Origin of the sequence: Winogradskyella sp. MIT101101, assembly GCF_047126865.1 — a bacterium.
Taxonomy (GTDB): domain Bacteria; phylum Bacteroidota; class Bacteroidia; order Flavobacteriales; family Flavobacteriaceae; genus Winogradskyella; species Winogradskyella ouciana.
In genome coordinates this window covers 541,614-557,792 of sequence record NZ_CP138982.1, presented here as the reverse complement: position 1 = coordinate 557,792, position 16,179 = coordinate 541,614, and the positions used below count along the sequence as shown (strand labels likewise).

Sequence of the window (16,179 nt, the reverse complement as noted above, 5' to 3'; positions counted from 1 at the left end):
TAATTAATTTTATATATGGCAGAAGGAGAAAAACTCATTCCAATTAACATTGAAGATGAAATGAAATCGGCTTACATTGACTACTCAATGTCAGTCATTGTGTCACGCGCGTTACCAGATGTAAGAGATGGTTTAAAGCCAGTACATAGACGTGTACTTTATGGTATGCACGAACTTGGTGTTAGATCAAATACAGCACATAAAAAATCGGCAAGAATTGTTGGTGAAGTTTTAGGTAAATATCACCCACATGGTGATACTTCAGTTTATGATACTATGGTACGTATGGCCCAAGAGTGGAGTTTGCGTTATATGTTAATTGATGGTCAAGGTAACTTTGGTTCGGTTGATGGCGATAGTCCAGCAGCAATGCGTTATACTGAGGCTAGAATGCGCAAGATTTCTGAAGACATGTTGGCAGATATTGACAAGGAAACAGTAGATCATAAATTAAATTTTGATGATACGCTTGAAGAACCAACGGTTTTGCCAACGCGTATTCCTGGTCTTTTGGTTAATGGAGCATCTGGTATTGCAGTTGGTATGGCTACAAACATGCCTCCGCATAACCTTACGGAAGTTGTTAATGGTACTATAGCTTATATAGACAATAACGACATTGAGATTGATGAGTTGATGCAACATATTAAGGCACCAGATTTTCCTACTGGAGGAACAATTTATGGATACGATGGTGTAAAGGAAGCTTTTCATACAGGTCGTGGCCGAATCGTTATGCGTGGTAAAGCCAATATTGAAGAAGTTAATGGACGTGAATGCATTATCGTAAACGAAATTCCTTACCAAGTCAATAAAGCAGATATGATTAAGAAAACTGCAGACTTGGTAAATGATAAAAAGCTTGAAGGTATTTCTACCATAAGAGATGAATCTGATAGAAACGGAATGCGAATCGTTTATGTTTTAAAGCGTGATGCGATTCCTAATATTGTACTTAATAAATTATACAAGTACACCGCATTACAATCGTCTTTTAGTGTTAATAATATTGCTTTAGTAAATGGACGACCGCAATTATTAAATTTAAAAGAACTAATTCACTACTTTGTTGAACATAGACATGAGGTTGTTGTTAGACGTACTACTTATGAATTACGTAAAGCTGAAGAACGTGCTCATATTTTAGAAGGCTTAATTATAGCTTCAGACAATATTGATGAGGTTATTAAAATTATTCGTGCATCTTCAAATGCAGATGAAGCTCGAAACAATTTAATTGAACGATTCAAACTTTCCGAAATACAAGCCAAGGCCATTGTTGAGATGCGTTTGCGTCAGTTAACTGGTTTGGAGCAAGACAAATTACGTTCTGAGTACGAAGAAATAATGAAAACCATAATAGATCTTAAAGATATCTTAGACAAGAAAGAGCGTCGAATGGATATCATAAAGGAGGAGCTTGAAGTGGTAAGAGATAAATATGGTGATGACCGTCGTTCGGTTATAGAATATGCAGGTGGTGATTTGAGTATTGAAGATATGATTCCAGACGAAAAAGTTGTCATTACTATTTCGCATGCAGGTTATATTAAGCGTACTTCACTTACGGAATATAAAACCCAAAATAGAGGTGGAGTAGGTCAAAAAGCATCGACTACTCGTAATGAGGATTTCTTAGAACACCTATTTGTAGGTACTAACCATCAATATATGCTGTTCTTCACACAAAAAGGAAAATGTTTCTGGATGCGTGTTTACGAAATTCCTGAAGGAGCTAAAACATCTAAAGGAAGGGCTATTCAGAATCTTATAAATATTGAGCAAGATGATAAAGTGATGGCTTTCATTTGTACACAAGACTTAAAAGACCAAGACTATATCAATAGTCATTATGTCATTATGGCGACAAAGAAAGGTCAGGTTAAGAAAACATCTTTAGAGCAATACTCTAGACCTCGTACTAATGGCATCAATGCGATTACCATTAGAGAAGATGATACGTTATTGGAAGCAAAGCTTACAACAGGTGAGAGTCAGGTAATGTTAGCACTTAAATCTGGTAAAGCCATTCGTTTTGAAGAAGCCAAGACCAGACCAATGGGAAGAAATGCTTCTGGTGTTAGGGGAATTAGATTACAAGATGAAAAAACAGACGAAGTAATAGGTATGATTGCAGTAGATGATATGGACAGCAATATCCTAGTTGTTTCTGAAAATGGTTATGGAAAACGTTCTAGTTTAGATGATTACAGAATTACCAATAGAGGCGGAAAAGGTGTAAAAACTATTTCTATTACAGAAAAAACAGGTAACTTAGTATCTATAAAGAATGTGACAGATGACGATGATTTAATGATTATCAATAAATCTGGTATTGCTATTCGTATGGAAGTCGCTGATTTAAGGGTAATGGGAAGAGCAACACAAGGTGTAAAACTCATTAACTTAAAAGGCAATGACTCTATTGCTGCAGTAGCAAAAGTCATGAAAGATGACGATGAAGATGTTGAAGAGTTAGATTCTGAGCTGTCTGACAATCAGGCACCTAATGAGGATGGCACGGCTATTGATAATAATGAAACTGAAAACTAAAAATTAACAACAAAATTATTTATTACAAGATGAAAAAATTTATGACATTAATGTTGCTTTTGGCTATTACATCTATGTCTTTTGCACAAAAGAGTGAAGTAAAAGCTATTGAAAAAGCAGTAAAAAATTCAAATTTTGCTGATGCTAAATCTGCTGTAGCAGCTGCAGAAGTATTAATTGGAAATATGGATGATAAGACCAAGGCAAAATTTTATTTCCTTAAAGCTCAAGCACTATACGCTAATGGTGCCGGTACCGATGCAAATGTTGACGAAGCAATTGCTACTTTAGACCAACTTAAGGAGTTAGAGTCTGGAATGGGCAAACTCAGGTATACTGAAGAGGCTAACGAAATGAAATCCCAGATGTTCAATTCTTTTATAACTAAAGCTAATAATGCTTTTAATAATAAGGATTACAAAACGGCCGCAAAGAGGTTTGAGAAGATTTACAGAGTTTCACCTCAGGACACCATGTACTTATTCAATGCTGCATATTCTGCGGTAGAAGATCAAGATTATGACACAGCCTTAGATTATTTTATTCAGTTAAAAGATTTAGGCTATACTGGTGTTAAAATGAACTACTATGCTACTAATAAAGAGACTGGTGAAGAAGAAATATTTGCTGATAAAGCAGGTAGAGATTTGTCTGTAAAGACACTAAAAACCCATGTTAAGCCTAGAGATGCCCAGTCAGAATCTAGGAGAGCGGACATAGTAAAAAATATAGCCATCATTTATGTTACTAAAGGTGAAAATGAAAAAGCCTTAAGTGCTATCCAAGATGCAAAAGAAGATAATCCTAATGATTATAATTTAATTCTTTCAGAGGGTAATGTTTATCTTCAATTGGGTAATACAGATAAAGCTGCTGAGTTATATAAGGAAGCTTTAAATATGGACCCAGAAAATCCTGAATTAAATTATAATGTAGGTGTATTGGCAATGGAAGCTGAGCAATACGATTATGCAATTGAAGCTTTTAATAAAACCTTAAAGTATAAGCCAAGTTATGCCGATGCAGCTTTAAATTTGTCTGCTATAGAAATCAATAGAGGTAATGCACTGAATGACGAAATGAATTCATTAGGTACATCATCAGCTGATAACAAACGCTATGAGGAATTGAGATCTCAAAAGAATGAGCACTTTCAAAAAGCTGCAGAACATCTAGAAAATTATGTAGAGAAAAACCCTAATACCAAAAATCTTGATATTCTTGGTCAATTGAAGAATATATACAGCGCATTAGGTGAAACTGAAAAGTTTAAGGAGATGAGAGCAAAAGTTGAAGAAATTGAAGCTGGTTCTGGTGGAAATTAATCTTTGAAACTATAAAATTAAAAAGCGACTATTACCAAAATAGTCGCTTTTTTTATACAATCTTTTTAATGACTCTTAGCCTATGTGTATGTGAGTTTTTGTCAACATTATAGATACCACTATGGTCTAAACGATCTATTCGCACTTTACCGTGTGCATGGATAATGTAATTGTTTTCCATAATAATACCTACGTGGATGATATCACCTTCGGCATTATCAAAAAACGCTAGATCGCCAGGCTCACTCTCTTCAATAAAACTTAAAGCCATACCTTGAGCTGCTTGTTGAGAAGCATCTCTCAATAATTTATACCCATTTAGCTTATAAACCATTTGTGTAAAACCAGAACAATCAATTCCGAAGGGTGTTTTTCCTCCCCATAAATACGGAGCATTCAAATACAAAAAAGATGTTTGGATTATGTTGGTCTTTTCATTTTTTGATGTCAACCTATTACCATCAAATTTGTGCTTAAGAAGCTCTAAGCTATTTAAATCTGACCCAAGTGGAATTGGGTAGAGATTATTTGATGCATCGGAAACAAATTCTACTAAATCTTTCGATAAATTTATATCTGCTTCTAATAATAATTTGTACTGAGATTCTTCAATCTCTAGATACTGTTTATTATCTATCCACCCTTCGTATTTGTCATAGGCAAAACGAATACGGCTCCATTTCTTTCGTTGCTCAAGCACTTTAAACTGATCACCATACAGAGCTTGCGTTACCATTTCACTAGTATCGCTAGGTTCTAATCGTATGGGTACAATTCCTAAATTGCAAATGCCGTATTGCATAGAAAAGTTTTAAGCGCGCTCTAAGACCATTGCAGATGCACCACCACCACCATTACAGATAGCAGCTGCACCAATTTTGGCATTATTTTGATGCAATACATTAATTAGGGTAACAAGGATTCTTGCACCAGAACATCCTAAAGGATGACCCAATGAAACTGCACCACCATTAACGTTTACGTTTTCGTCGGATAATCCTAAAATTTTCATGTTTGCTAAACCAACAACTGAGAAAGCTTCATTAAATTCAAAATAATCAACATCTTTTAACTCAATATTTGCTTTAGCTAACGCCTTTGGTAATGCCTTTGCAGGCGCAGTAGTAAACCATTTAGGTTCTTGTGCTGCATCCGCATAACTTTTTATAGTTGCAATTGGTTTTAATCCTAATTCATTAGCCTTTTCCCTGCTCATCAGTACCATTGCTGCCGCACCATCATTAATAGTGGATGCATTTGCAGCGGTAACCGTACCTTCTTTGGTAAAGGCAGGACGTAAAGTAGGAATCTTTTCCATCTTTACGTTGGTGTATTCTTCGTCTCGATTAACTATTATAGGCTCACCGCGACGCTGTGGCACTTCAACAGGAACGACTTCATCATCAAACTTACCAGCATCCCAAGCTGCTTTAGAGCGCTCATAAGATTGGATTGCGTATGCATCTTGATCTTCTCTACTAAACTTATATTCTGTGGCACAAGCATCCGCACAAACTCCCATGGCATGTTTTTCATAGGCATCTACCAATCCGTCTTTTTGCATACCATCTTCAAGTGTTGCAGGTCCAAATTTAGTAGCACTTCTTGCATGGTAGTAGTGTGGTATTGCACTCATGTTTTCCATTCCACCGGCTACAACAATTTCCGCATCTCCAAGTTGAATAGCTTGGGCAGCTTGAGTAATGGCTTTCATACCAGAAGCGCAAACTTTATTAATAGTAGTACAAGGCACTGTATCTGGAATACCTGCGTAAATGGCGGCTTGTCTTGCAGGTGCTTGTCCTGTACCTGCTTGTACAACATTTCCCATCAATACTTCATCAACCAATTCAGGTTTTAAACTAATTTTATCTAAAGCTCCTTTAATTGCAGTAGCGCCTAATCTTGGTGCCGGAACACTAGATAAGCTTCCTAAAAAACTTCCTATAGGTGTTCTTACAGCAGATACAATAACTACATCCTTGTTCATTATATTTATGTTTAATTTAGTTGCTGCGAAATTAATCAATTTTTGAGAGATTTTAGAATGTAATTAGGATTATAGCAGCCTAAAATTTTATTATTTCTTACTTTTGATTGTGTATGAAGGAACTTCTCAACAAATGGTACAAAAATCATGCATTAGTATATAAAATACTATTGTTTCTGTCCACTACATTATTCATAGTCTATCTGTTTCCTAAGACAGGGAAGTTTAGATTTTCTTTTGAAAAAGGAAAGCCTTGGCAGTCCGAAAACTTATATGCCCCTTTTAATTTTGCGATAAAAAAAGCACAGGAGGAGATTGAGAGCGAAAGATTGGAGGTAGAAAACAACGCTTCAGTATATTTTGATTTAAATACTGAGGTTAAGGATTTAGTGCTGTCAGAATATTTAAAAAAATTCAATCAAACATTTAAAGACACATTAGATTTAAACACCAATGAATCTAGTCTATATAAGAAAGGAAGATCTTTTGTTGATTTGCTGTATTCTAACGGCATTTTAGATACGGACTATAATTACCCCAACACTAAGCCAGTGGTTTTAGTATCTTCAAACACAATTGAAAAGCAACTACAGTATGAAGATTTAATTGAAATCGGACAATTGCGACAACGTCTTGATGATCATTTTTCAGAATCACCATCTGCAGATCGTAATAAAATTATCTCTCTCTTTTTTGATATTGTAAAACCGAATATTACACTAAACGAGAGTTTAACCCAAAACGCCTTAGAGGAAGAACTTTCTCAAATTTCCCAAACCCGAGGTAGTATAGATAAAGATCAGCTCATTATTTCAAAAGGTCAAGTCGTTGAGGATGAAGAGTATATAATATTAAATTCCTTAAAATCTGAGTATGAATCCCAAGTTTGGAATACCGCAAATTATAACTGGGTGCTTGTCGCATACACCTTATTGGTTGCATTAGCGCTTTTGATGTTATTATTATTCTTAAGAAAGTACCGTATGGAGGTGTTTTTGAACAACACAAAAGTCACCTTTATATTTTTCAATGTAGTTATAATGATTCTGTTAACTACGTTGGTAATTAGCTATAATTCTCAGTATATCTATGTTGTACCACTTTGTATTTTACCATTGGTGTTAAAGGCATTTTTTGATGCTAGGTTAGGGCTTTTTGCACATGTGCTTACCGTATTGCTTTTAGGATTTATAGTACCTAATAGTTATGAGTATATGTTCTTACAGATAATCGCGGGAATTGTAACTATACTTACCGTTTCAGAATTATATAAGCGCGCTAATTTATTTATTTCAGTAGGTCAAATAACACTTATTTATATAATAGCATATTTTGCATTTTTTGTAATTCAAGAAGGGCAGGTAACAAGCTTAAAATGGGAAACTTTCGGCCTGTTTATATTATGTGGTTTGGCAACATTATTTGTACAACCCTTAATATACATTTATGAAAAGGTATTTGGACTGGTTTCTGACGTATCCCTACTTGAACTTTCAGACACAAACACAAAATTATTAAAGGAGCTTTCTAATAAAGCACCTGGAACTTTTCATCATTCTTTAAACGTGGCCAATTTAGCTGAAGCTTCTGCAAATGAGATTGGAGCAAATGCTATGCTTGTAAGGGTAGGCGCTTTGTATCATGATATTGGTAAGATGAAAAATCCAACTTATTTTACTGAAAATCAGAGTACAGGCATAAATCCGCATGATGAATTATCGAATCGCGAAAGTGCCAGAGTTATAGTAAATCATGTTATAAAAGGTATAGAGATTGCAAAAAAGCACAATTTACCAGATCGTGTGATTGATTTTATAAGAACACACCATGGTACAAGTATGGTGTATTATTTTTATATGAAGGAAAAAGCAGAAAATGAAGATTTAAAATTAGAGGATTATTCTTACCCTGGACCAAAGCCTTTTAGTAAAGAAACGGCTATTTTAATGATGTGCGACAGTGTTGAAGCTGCTTCAAAAAGCCTCAAAGAACCTACAACTACAAAAATTAATGACTTTGTAGAGAGTATTATAGACAAGCAAATGGAAAATGGTCAGTTTCTAAATGCCAACATTACATTTAAGGAAATTCAGTCCATTAAAAAAGTACTAAAGCATAAGTTGGCAAACATATACCACCTTAGAATTGAATACCCTGAGTAATAAAACAAAAAAGCCTCACTATTTCTAGTAAGGCTTAATGTGATCGCGACAGGATTCGAACCTGTGACCGTCTGCTTAGAAGGCAGATGCTCTATCCAGCTGAGCTACGCGACCCTTCTTCAAGGATTAACTACGTTGATCCTGAAAATAGGTTATTGTAAAAAGCGTTGCTTTTTACAAAAGCTTCAAACAAATTTTTATGAAAATAAATTTTCAACAAAATCTTATTTAAGCTTTTTGTCGGGGTGGCAGGATTCGAACCTGCGACCTCCGCGTCCCAAACGCGGCGCGATAACCGGGCTACGCTACACCCCGAAAAATTGGTTATCAATTCAATATTGCGGAGAGACCGGGATTCGAACCCGGGCAACACTTACGCGTTGACAGATTAGCAATCTGCTCCATTACCACTCTGGCACCTCTCCAAAATTAAAAGAACATTTCTTAAAATTCCACAAACAACAAATAAAATTTCTTTTACCTGTTAAGCGGGTGCAAATGTAACTTTTCATATTAAAGAACGCAACAAATTTTTTGAATTTTTTGTCAAATTTCTAATGACTTTGATAACGACAATTATATACTTAAATTTATCTCATTATGTCTAAATATAAAAATGACAGGGCCTTCACTGACTATGTGCACAAGCATATGGCTACTAACATAATTTATAAACCATTGCAATGGACTGAAGTTCAGCTTAGAAAAGATTATGCCAAATATATAGATATGATGGACGGTATCGACTATGTGTTTAGATGCGGAAATGAAATTAAAACAATTCAAGAACGCTTTAGGGATAAAAAATATAAAGGGTTTTCTGATTTTACAATCCGATATAGAAGGGATGAAAATAAAATTGAAGACCGTCATGAGTCTGAGTACTATAAGATAAAAGCACATTATTTCACCTACGGCATCATAGATAGCACTAAAGCAGAAATTAATAAGTCAACAACTTTTCTTAAATATGCAATTATCGATTTAAAGAAGGTCTATGATAAATTGGATTCTAAAGATATTTTTATTTCAGATAATGGTAAAAATAAATGTAGAATAGTTGATGGTAACCGTATTGAATGCCCTGTAAAATATAACACAGATGGCTCGTCATCATTTTTTCCAATTGATATTTCTTATTTGGTTAAACTTTGGGGCGATGACATTATTATTTCTCAAAAGGGGTTTTTATAACAGTTAAAATTTAACTCTATTTTGTCAATAGAATATGTCATTTTTCAATAGCTTCGTATTGCTATGCCAAAAGAAAATCCACTCATTAAATTTACGAAAAAAGGCATCTATTGTCCGCAAGGAAAATTCTATTTAGATCCATGGTTTCCTGTTGATTATGCTATAATTTCCCATGGTCACGCAGACCATGCACGTTGGGGAATGAAACGCTATTTATGCCAACATGACTCTAAAGCTATTCTTCAACACCGCATTGGAGCAGATATAAAAATTGAAAGTTTAGGTTATGAAGACCCAATAACTATTAATGGCGTAAAAGTGAGTTTTCATCCTGCTGGTCATGTGATAGGATCGGCACAAATCCGATTAGAATATAAAGGCTACGTGGTCGTGTTTACTGGTGATTATAAAACGCAGCCAGACTTCATTTCAGCACCATACGAACCTGTAAAATGCCACACATTTATTACCGAAAGCACCTTCGGTTTACCGATATACAATTGGAAGTCAGAAAAAGAATTACAAGACGACCTACAAAACTGGGTCAAAACCAATCAATCTAACAATAGAACCTCAGTGTTTCTAGGATATTCATTAGGGAAAGCGCAGCGCTTAATGTCTTTGTTGGATGGTTGCGACGAAATTTACGTGCATCGCGCCATTAAAAACTTGAATAATGCCATCGAAGGTTCAGGAATAGATTTGCCAAAAACAAAACTCTGGTCAGCCGATTTAGATAAGAAAACACTTCAAAATAAAATTATTATTGCACCACCAGCGTTGTTGGGCTCTCGAATGTTGAAACGTGTGCCTAATGCAGCAACGGCCATATGTTCAGGTTGGATGCAAATTCGTGGCAACCGTCGTTGGCAAGCTGTGGATGCAGGATTTGCAGTTAGTGACCATGCAGATTGGAATGGTTTGATTTCAGCAGTTAAAGCCACAGAAGCCGAACAGGTTTATGTCACTCACGGTTCTCAAGCGATATTTTCAAAATATCTAAATGAAATAGGAATAAAAGCTGATGAGCTAAAAACCGAATACGGAGACGAACAAATGGCACAAGCTGAAAAGGAAACTGAAAAGGCTGAAACCGAATGAAGCAGTTTTCCAATCTCATATCAGCCATAGAAATCACCAATAAAACCAATGCAAAAATAGATGCATTGGTCAATTATTTTGAGACCGCACCAGACAAAGATAAATTGTGGCTAATCGCACTATTCACAGGAAAACGTCCTTCACGTCCTGTAAAAACAGCATTGATGAGACAATGGTGCATGGAAATCACAGAACTGCCAGAATGGTTATTTCTGGAAAGCTACAGCACGGTTGGTGATTTGGGCGAGACCATTGCGCTTTTATTGCCGCAACCAACACATCAGCTTGATTTGACGTTGAGCGAATGGATGAAAGAACTCAAAGCTTTAAAGCCAAAAAGTGACGAAGAAAAAAAGCGCTTCGTATTAGAAGCTTGGTCAGGATTACAGCAACAGGAACGTCTTATTTTCAACAAATTGATTGGTGGCAGTTTCAGAATAGGTGTTTCTAAAAAAACATTGGTAAATGCATTGGCAAAACTTACAGGTATTGATGCTAATCAACTGATGCACAGTATTATTGGAAATTGGGATATTGATTCCATTTCATTCGAAGAATTAATAAAAGGCACCCACATCAACTACGATAATTCTAAACCTTATCCATTCTGTTTAGCTTATGCTTTAGAAAAGGAATTACCAGAATTAGGTGAACCTAACGATTGGATTGTTGAACAAAAGTGGGACGGAATTAGAGGACAAATCGTAAAGCGAAATAACGAAATTTTCATTTGGTCTCGTGGTGAGGAATTGGTGACCCAGCAATTTCCTGAATTGGTCGAAGTGATTTCAAATTTTAGTGATGATTTTGTAATCGATGGGGAAATATTGGCCATGAAAGATAATGCAGTGCTGTTATTCAACGATTTGCAAAAACGCTTGAATCGTAAAAATGTCACAAAAAAATTGCTGGAAGAAGTTCCTATTGGTTTTTATGCTTACGACATTATGGAATTCAATGGCGATGATATTAGGGAAACGCCTTTTGCCGAAAGACGAAAAATTTTAGAAACAATTTTTAATTCGATAGCATTGCCTGCACAACTCAAATTATCATTTATTGTTGATTTCAAAGAGTGGGATGACTTACATGCGATAAGAGAAAACTCAAGAGCCATTAATAGTGAAGGATTAATGCTGAAACAAAAAGCTTCACCATACCATACAGGACGTAAAAAAGGAGATTGGTGGAAATGGAAGGTTGACCCATTGACGATTGATGCCGTAATGATTTATGCGCAAAAGGGTAGTGGTCGACGTAGTTCAAAATATACAGATTATACATTTGCAGTTAAGAAAGATGATGCTTTAGTAACGGTAGCAAAAGCGTATTCAGGATTAACGGATAAGGAAATCACGGAAATTTCACGTTGGGTCAATAAAAATGCAATTGAAAAATTTGGACCAGTGCGTACTGTAAAACCAGAATTGGTGTTTGAAATTGCATTTGAAGGTATTGCGCTCAGCAATCGTCATAAATCTGGTGTAGCTTTGAGATTTCCAAGAATTTCACGTTGGCGAAAAGATAAACCCGTGGAAGAAATTGACACTATTGAAAATGTGAAACAACTCATTACTGCACCTTGAGCAAATTCAACGAGAGCATAGGATTACAGATTATCCACAATTGGATGGCGGAGAAAGCCCAAGCGCCTTTTCCATTTCAAACGCAAACTTGGCAGCGTTATGCCAATGGCTACAGCGGAATGGTAGTGGCACCAACGGGTTTTGGGAAAACATATTCTGTGTTTTTGGCTGTCGTTATTGATTACCTTAACAATCCAGATAAATATCCAAAAGGTCTGAAACTACTTTGGATAAGTCCGCTAAGAAGTTTAGCAAAAGATTTAGCAAAAGCGATGACGGAAGCCGTTGATGAGATTGGTCTGGATTGGTCCGTACAAGTTAGAAATGGCGATACGCCAACCAATGTTAGAAGAAAACAGGAACGTTTAATGCCAGATATATTACTTACCACACCAGAAACTATGCATTTGCTGTTTTCACAAAAGAAGAATTCACGTTGGTTTAAAAATGTAAAATGTGTCGCTATTGATGAGTGGCACGAACTTTTAGGAAACAAAAGAGGTGTGTTGACAGAGTTGGCACTCTCGCAATTGCGAAGCTATTCACCGAAACTTCAAATTTGGGGAATAACAGCGACTATCGGTAATCTTGAGGAAGCAAAGCATGTTCTATTGCCATATCCCAATTTAAAAGTCACTCAAATAAAAGCAAAACAAAAAAAGAAAATTGATATTGTTTCGGTCTTGCCAGATGAAATAGAAGTTTTGCCGTGGGCTGGACATTTAGGTGCCAAAATGGTGGATAAAATTCTTCCTATTATAGAAAATAATACTACGACTTTAATATTTACAAATACACGTGGGCAATCAGAATTATGGTATCAATTGCTGCTTAATGCCAATCCAGAATTGGCAGGATTATTGGCAATTCATCATGGTTCTATCGATAAAAAATTGCGGAATTGGATTGAGGATAGCATTTCCAACGGTTACTTGAAAGCTGTTGTTTGCACCTCGTCGCTGGATTTAGGTGTGGATTTTAAACCTGTAGATTGTGTCATTCAAATTGGTTCAGCTAAAGGCATTGCACGTTTTATGCAGCGCGCTGGTCGCAGTGGTCATTCGCCTTATGAGCGTTCCAAGATTTATTTTATACCGACCCATTCGTTGGAATTGGTGGAAGTTTCGGCATTAAAGGAAGCTGTGAAACAAAATAAAATCGAAACACGCGATCCAATGGTAATGACGTTTGACGTGTTGATACAGTTTATTGTAACCAACGCTGTGGGTATGGGATTTGATTCTAAAAAGCTATTTATTCAAATAAAAGAAACGCATGCCTTTAGTTTTATTACCGAAGATGAGTGGCAATGGTGCTTACAGTTTATCACTAAGGGCGGAAAAACGTTGAGTTCTTATGAGGAATTTCATAAAGTAATTAAAGATGAAGATGGTCTTTACAGAGTAAAAAGCCGACGCATTAGCATGCTACATCGAATGAATATTGGTGCTATTGTGAGTGAAGTGATGTTAATGGTCAAATTCTTTTCTGGTGGCTATATTGGTATGATTGAAGAGTTCTTTATTTCGAAACTAAAGCCTGGTGACAATTTTATTTTGGCTGGACGTGTTTTAGAGTTGGCACAAATTAAAGATATGACCGTTTTGGTTCGTCGAAGCAAAGCGAAAAAAGCCGTGACGCCAAGTTGGTTGGGTGGTCGTTTGCCTTTGACGTCTCACCTGAGTCATTTTATGCGGTTAAAATTATCTGATGCGCTTGAACCTGGACGATTAGAAAAAGAATTACGTTTTTTAAATCCTTTGATTTCTAGACAGGATGCTCATTCCCATATTCCAAAAGATGATGAGTTTCTAGTTGAAATGATTGAGACCAGAGATGGTCATCATTTGTTTATGTATCCATTTGAAGGCAGATTGGTACACGAGGTGTTTTCGGCATTGATGGCATACAGAATCAGTAAATTAAAGCCATTAACCTTTACAATTGCGATGAATGATTATGGTTTTGAATTATTGAGTGACCAACCGATTCCTGTTACTGAAGATAATATTTCAAAATTATTAAGCAAGGAAAATCTGATGGACGACGTGATAGCGAGTATTAACGCGTCAGAAATGGCATCTCGAAAATTTAGGGATATAGCAGTAATAGCTGGTTTGGTAGTGCAATCGCAACCAGGTGCTCGAAAGAACAATAAAAGTTTACAATCTTCGTCTGGACTTATTTTTCGGGTTTTAGAAGATTATGAACCTGATAATTTGTTATTAAAACAAGCCTATACGGAAGTGTTCAACCAACAATTAGAAGAGGTACGTTTACAAGCTGCTTTTGAGCGTATTTCAAAAAGTAAAATTGTTTTGAAACATGCTAAATCTTTTACACCTTTGAGCTTTCCGCTTAAAGTTGATAGTCTTCGAGGAACTATGAGCAACGAGAGTTTGGATAAACGAATTCAGCGTATTAAGGCACAAGCATTTAAGATTGATTAATTGAATATCATTACCGAAAATATTTCCGTAAAAAACGAAACGTTGACACTCACCAATCAACGCGCCATCTATTGGAAACGTGAAAACGCGCTCATTCTATCCGATGTACATATCGGCAAAACCGCACACTTCAGAAAACATGGTATACCCATGCCTGATGGTGTGCTTCAGAACGATTTAGAACGTTTGAAACAATTGATTCTTTATTTCAAGGCTCAAAAACTATTGATTGTTGGTGATTTATTTCATGCGGAAGCTAACGTAGATATGGACACTTTTCAATTATGGCTAAATCAGTTTGAAGATTTACAAATCGTTCTGATTAAAGGAAACCACGATAGACTTTCAAAAAACATAGTTTCAAAGTTTGATTTTGAGATTGAAAAAGAATTGGAAATTTCACCTTTCACCTTTGTGCATGAGCATTTAAAAAAACATTCAGAACAATTTGCAATTTCAGGTCATACCCATCCTGGTGTAAGGATAAAAGGTAAGGGCAAGCAATTTTTAAAACTTCCTTGCTTCCAAGTGAGTGAACATCAAATTATATTGCCTGCATTCAGCTTATTTACTGGGTTGAACACGCGCTCTCAGCCAAAGGACTCGGTTTGCTATGCCTTTACAGATACCTCGATTTTTAAATTTTAGAGCAGATTAGAATTATTTTTTCGTCGTCTAAATTGGTTGTAAAGAACAAATATATAGTTCCACCATCCTTTACTTTAAATTTTTTACGAATGTCCGCCACAGATAGCGGAAAATTCCGAGTCGTGATATTTGCTTTTTGAATTTTTAATTTAGAAAAAGCCTTTTTATTAAAAGGAATAACATTTTCAATAGTGAAACGTCTTCCGGGAAAATCAATTAATGTTTTAGAAGTATATAAATGTGAATGTTTATGAAGTTTTTTAACTACCAAAACAGAACTAACCGAGTTAAAGGCTCCAGCTTTTAAAATGGCTGAATTAGGTTCATACAGCAAATTTAGAGTATTGGAATAATCAACTTTTGCAGTAGATTCTTCATCATAATAGAAGTCAAAAGTTTGTTGGTTTTCTTTTTGAATATTGATAGTTTTAATTAAAACAGATCCAGAATAGTTGCGTTCTAAAATCCACAATAATTCTTTCACTTCGTTATTAACTGCAACGACGTGAATTTCCTTGACGTTACTTATTTCTAAAAGTGTGGCAGAAATATCCAATAAAGGCGATGTTTTTATCATCACGTTTTCTGCATATTTTAAAAATAACCCCTGATACGTTTTAACGTTTGGCGTACAATCCGTTATTAAAAACACCTTGTTTTTTGAATCGTCCCTTCGAGAAGGATCGATGTAAATCCAATCGAACTGCTGGTCCAATTTTTTTAAGATTTCATTTCCATTTTCATTTCTACATTCAACATTTGAGACTTTTAATTGCTCAAAATTATGTGCTGCTATATCAGATAAATGTGTATTGATTTCACAATGGATCACATTTTCAACTTGTTTTGAAAAATAAAACGCATCAACACCAAAGCCGCCTGTGAGGTCTATTAAATTTTTTCCAGAAACCAAATCAGCTTTGTATTGTGCTGTGATTTCAGAGGATGTTTGCTCAATGTTCAGTTTGTTGGGATAATAAATGTTTTCAGTTTTAAACCAGGTTGGTAACTTTTTTTCTGAACGTTTTCTCGCTTCAATCTGTTCAATAACCAGTTTGGCATCAATACCTTCAAAAGGTAAACCTTTCAACAATAAACTGGAAACATCTGAATTGATATGCGAATTAATGAATTCCTGTACTTTAATATTTAAAATAGCCTTGTTCAAAC

Annotated in this window: 11 protein-coding genes and 3 tRNA genes; 8 read left to right on the top strand and 6 right to left on the bottom strand. The window is 35.6% G+C overall.

Going from position 1 to position 16,179, the window contains the following annotated elements; translation table 11 throughout:
- Nucleotides 1-15: 15 nt before the first annotated feature.
- Entirely contained in the window at nucleotides 16-2,553 is a 2,538-nt protein-coding gene (gyrA, locus tag SIB89_RS02545; protein ID WP_155087337.1) for a DNA gyrase subunit A, read from the top strand.
- Nucleotides 2,554-2,582: 29 nt separating this feature from the next.
- Complete coding sequence (locus tag SIB89_RS02540) at nucleotides 2,583-3,878, top strand: tetratricopeptide repeat protein (protein WP_412561035.1); 1,296 nt, start codon at nucleotides 2,583-2,585, stop codon at nucleotides 3,876-3,878.
- 52 nt (nucleotides 3,879-3,930) lie between these two features.
- Here SIB89_RS02540 and SIB89_RS02535 read toward each other — a convergent pair whose 3' ends face one another.
- Together SIB89_RS02535 and SIB89_RS02530 are read right to left on the bottom strand one after the other, a co-directional pair.
- Nucleotides 3,931-4,680, bottom strand: coding sequence for a C40 family peptidase (locus SIB89_RS02535; protein ID WP_155087339.1), 750 nt, complete (start codon nucleotides 4,678-4,680; stop codon nucleotides 3,931-3,933).
- A gap of 9 nt (nucleotides 4,681-4,689) precedes the next feature.
- Nucleotides 4,690-5,868, bottom strand: a complete 1,179-nt coding sequence (locus tag SIB89_RS02530; RefSeq protein WP_412561034.1) for an acetyl-CoA C-acyltransferase — start codon at nucleotides 5,866-5,868, stop codon at nucleotides 4,690-4,692.
- Between the two features lie 113 nt (nucleotides 5,869-5,981).
- On the opposite strand from SIB89_RS02530, the gene SIB89_RS02525 reads away from it, so the two are divergent.
- Nucleotides 5,982-8,030: an HD family phosphohydrolase gene (locus SIB89_RS02525; RefSeq protein ID WP_412561033.1), complete on the top strand. Its 2,049-nt coding sequence runs from the start codon at nucleotides 5,982-5,984 to the stop codon at nucleotides 8,028-8,030.
- A 40-nt stretch (nucleotides 8,031-8,070) separates the two neighbouring features.
- Here SIB89_RS02525 and SIB89_RS02520 read toward each other — a convergent pair.
- From SIB89_RS02520 to SIB89_RS02510, 3 genes are all read right to left on the bottom strand, one after another.
- Nucleotides 8,071-8,144 (bottom strand) — tRNA-Arg (locus tag SIB89_RS02520).
- Between the two features lie 126 nt (nucleotides 8,145-8,270).
- A tRNA-Pro gene (locus SIB89_RS02515) sits at nucleotides 8,271-8,345 on the bottom strand.
- Between the two features lie 26 nt (nucleotides 8,346-8,371).
- Nucleotides 8,372-8,455 (bottom strand) — tRNA-Ser (locus SIB89_RS02510).
- A gap of 175 nt (nucleotides 8,456-8,630) precedes the next feature.
- On the opposite strand from SIB89_RS02510, the gene SIB89_RS02505 reads away from it, so the two are divergent.
- From SIB89_RS02505 to pdeM, 5 genes are all read left to right on the top strand, one after another.
- Nucleotides 8,631-9,224, top strand: coding sequence for a hypothetical protein (locus tag SIB89_RS02505; protein ID WP_412561032.1), 594 nt, complete (start codon nucleotides 8,631-8,633; stop codon nucleotides 9,222-9,224).
- 63 nt (nucleotides 9,225-9,287) lie between these two features.
- Nucleotides 9,288-10,325: a ligase-associated DNA damage response exonuclease gene (locus tag SIB89_RS02500; RefSeq protein ID WP_412561031.1), complete on the top strand. Its 1,038-nt coding sequence runs from the start codon at nucleotides 9,288-9,290 to the stop codon at nucleotides 10,323-10,325.
- Nucleotides 10,322-11,911 carry an ATP-dependent DNA ligase gene (locus tag SIB89_RS02495; RefSeq protein ID WP_412561030.1) on the top strand — a complete coding sequence of 530 codons (1,590 nt, stop codon included), beginning with the start codon at nucleotides 10,322-10,324 and terminating at the stop codon, nucleotides 11,909-11,911. The genes SIB89_RS02500 and SIB89_RS02495 overlap by 4 nt, the downstream gene beginning before the upstream one ends.
- Nucleotides 11,912-11,955: 44 nt before the next feature.
- A complete protein-coding gene (locus tag SIB89_RS02490; RefSeq protein ID WP_412561874.1) occupies nucleotides 11,956-14,361 on the top strand; it encodes a ligase-associated DNA damage response DEXH box helicase in 2,406 nt (801 codons plus the stop codon).
- A complete protein-coding gene (gene pdeM / locus SIB89_RS02485) occupies nucleotides 14,362-15,009 on the top strand; it encodes a ligase-associated DNA damage response endonuclease PdeM (protein ID WP_412561029.1) in 648 nt (215 codons plus the stop codon).
- Here the strand turns inward: pdeM and SIB89_RS02480 are convergent.
- Nucleotides 14,999-16,177 (bottom strand): THUMP-like domain-containing protein, encoded by a 1,179-nt coding sequence (locus SIB89_RS02480; protein WP_412561028.1) that lies wholly within the window; start codon nucleotides 16,175-16,177, stop codon nucleotides 14,999-15,001. The two genes, pdeM and SIB89_RS02480, sit on opposite strands and share 11 nt — an antisense overlap.
- Nucleotides 16,178-16,179 lie beyond the last annotated feature (2 nt).

Bases quoted from the DNA above. Each gene is read 5' to 3' on its own strand.
- SIB89_RS02530 (WP_412561034.1), bottom strand. From the start codon at position 5,868: ATGAACAAGGATGTAGTTATTGTATCTGCTGTAAGAACACCTATAGGA.
- SIB89_RS02535 (WP_155087339.1), bottom strand. From the start codon at position 4,680: ATGCAATACGGCATTTGCAATTTAGGAATTGTACCCATACGATTAGAA.
- SIB89_RS02495 (WP_412561030.1), top strand. From the start codon at position 10,322: ATGAAGCAGTTTTCCAATCTCATATCAGCCATAGAAATCACCAATAAA.
- SIB89_RS02505 (WP_412561032.1), top strand. From the start codon at position 8,631: ATGTCTAAATATAAAAATGACAGGGCCTTCACTGACTATGTGCACAAG.
- SIB89_RS02525 (WP_412561033.1), top strand. From the start codon at position 5,982: ATGAAGGAACTTCTCAACAAATGGTACAAAAATCATGCATTAGTATAT.
- SIB89_RS02490 (WP_412561874.1), top strand. From the start codon at position 11,956: ATGGCGGAGAAAGCCCAAGCGCCTTTTCCATTTCAAACGCAAACTTGG.
- SIB89_RS02500 (WP_412561031.1), top strand. From the start codon at position 9,288: ATGCCAAAAGAAAATCCACTCATTAAATTTACGAAAAAAGGCATCTAT.
- gyrA (WP_155087337.1), top strand. From the start codon at position 16: ATGGCAGAAGGAGAAAAACTCATTCCAATTAACATTGAAGATGAAATG.
- SIB89_RS02540 (WP_412561035.1), top strand. From the start codon at position 2,583: ATGAAAAAATTTATGACATTAATGTTGCTTTTGGCTATTACATCTATG.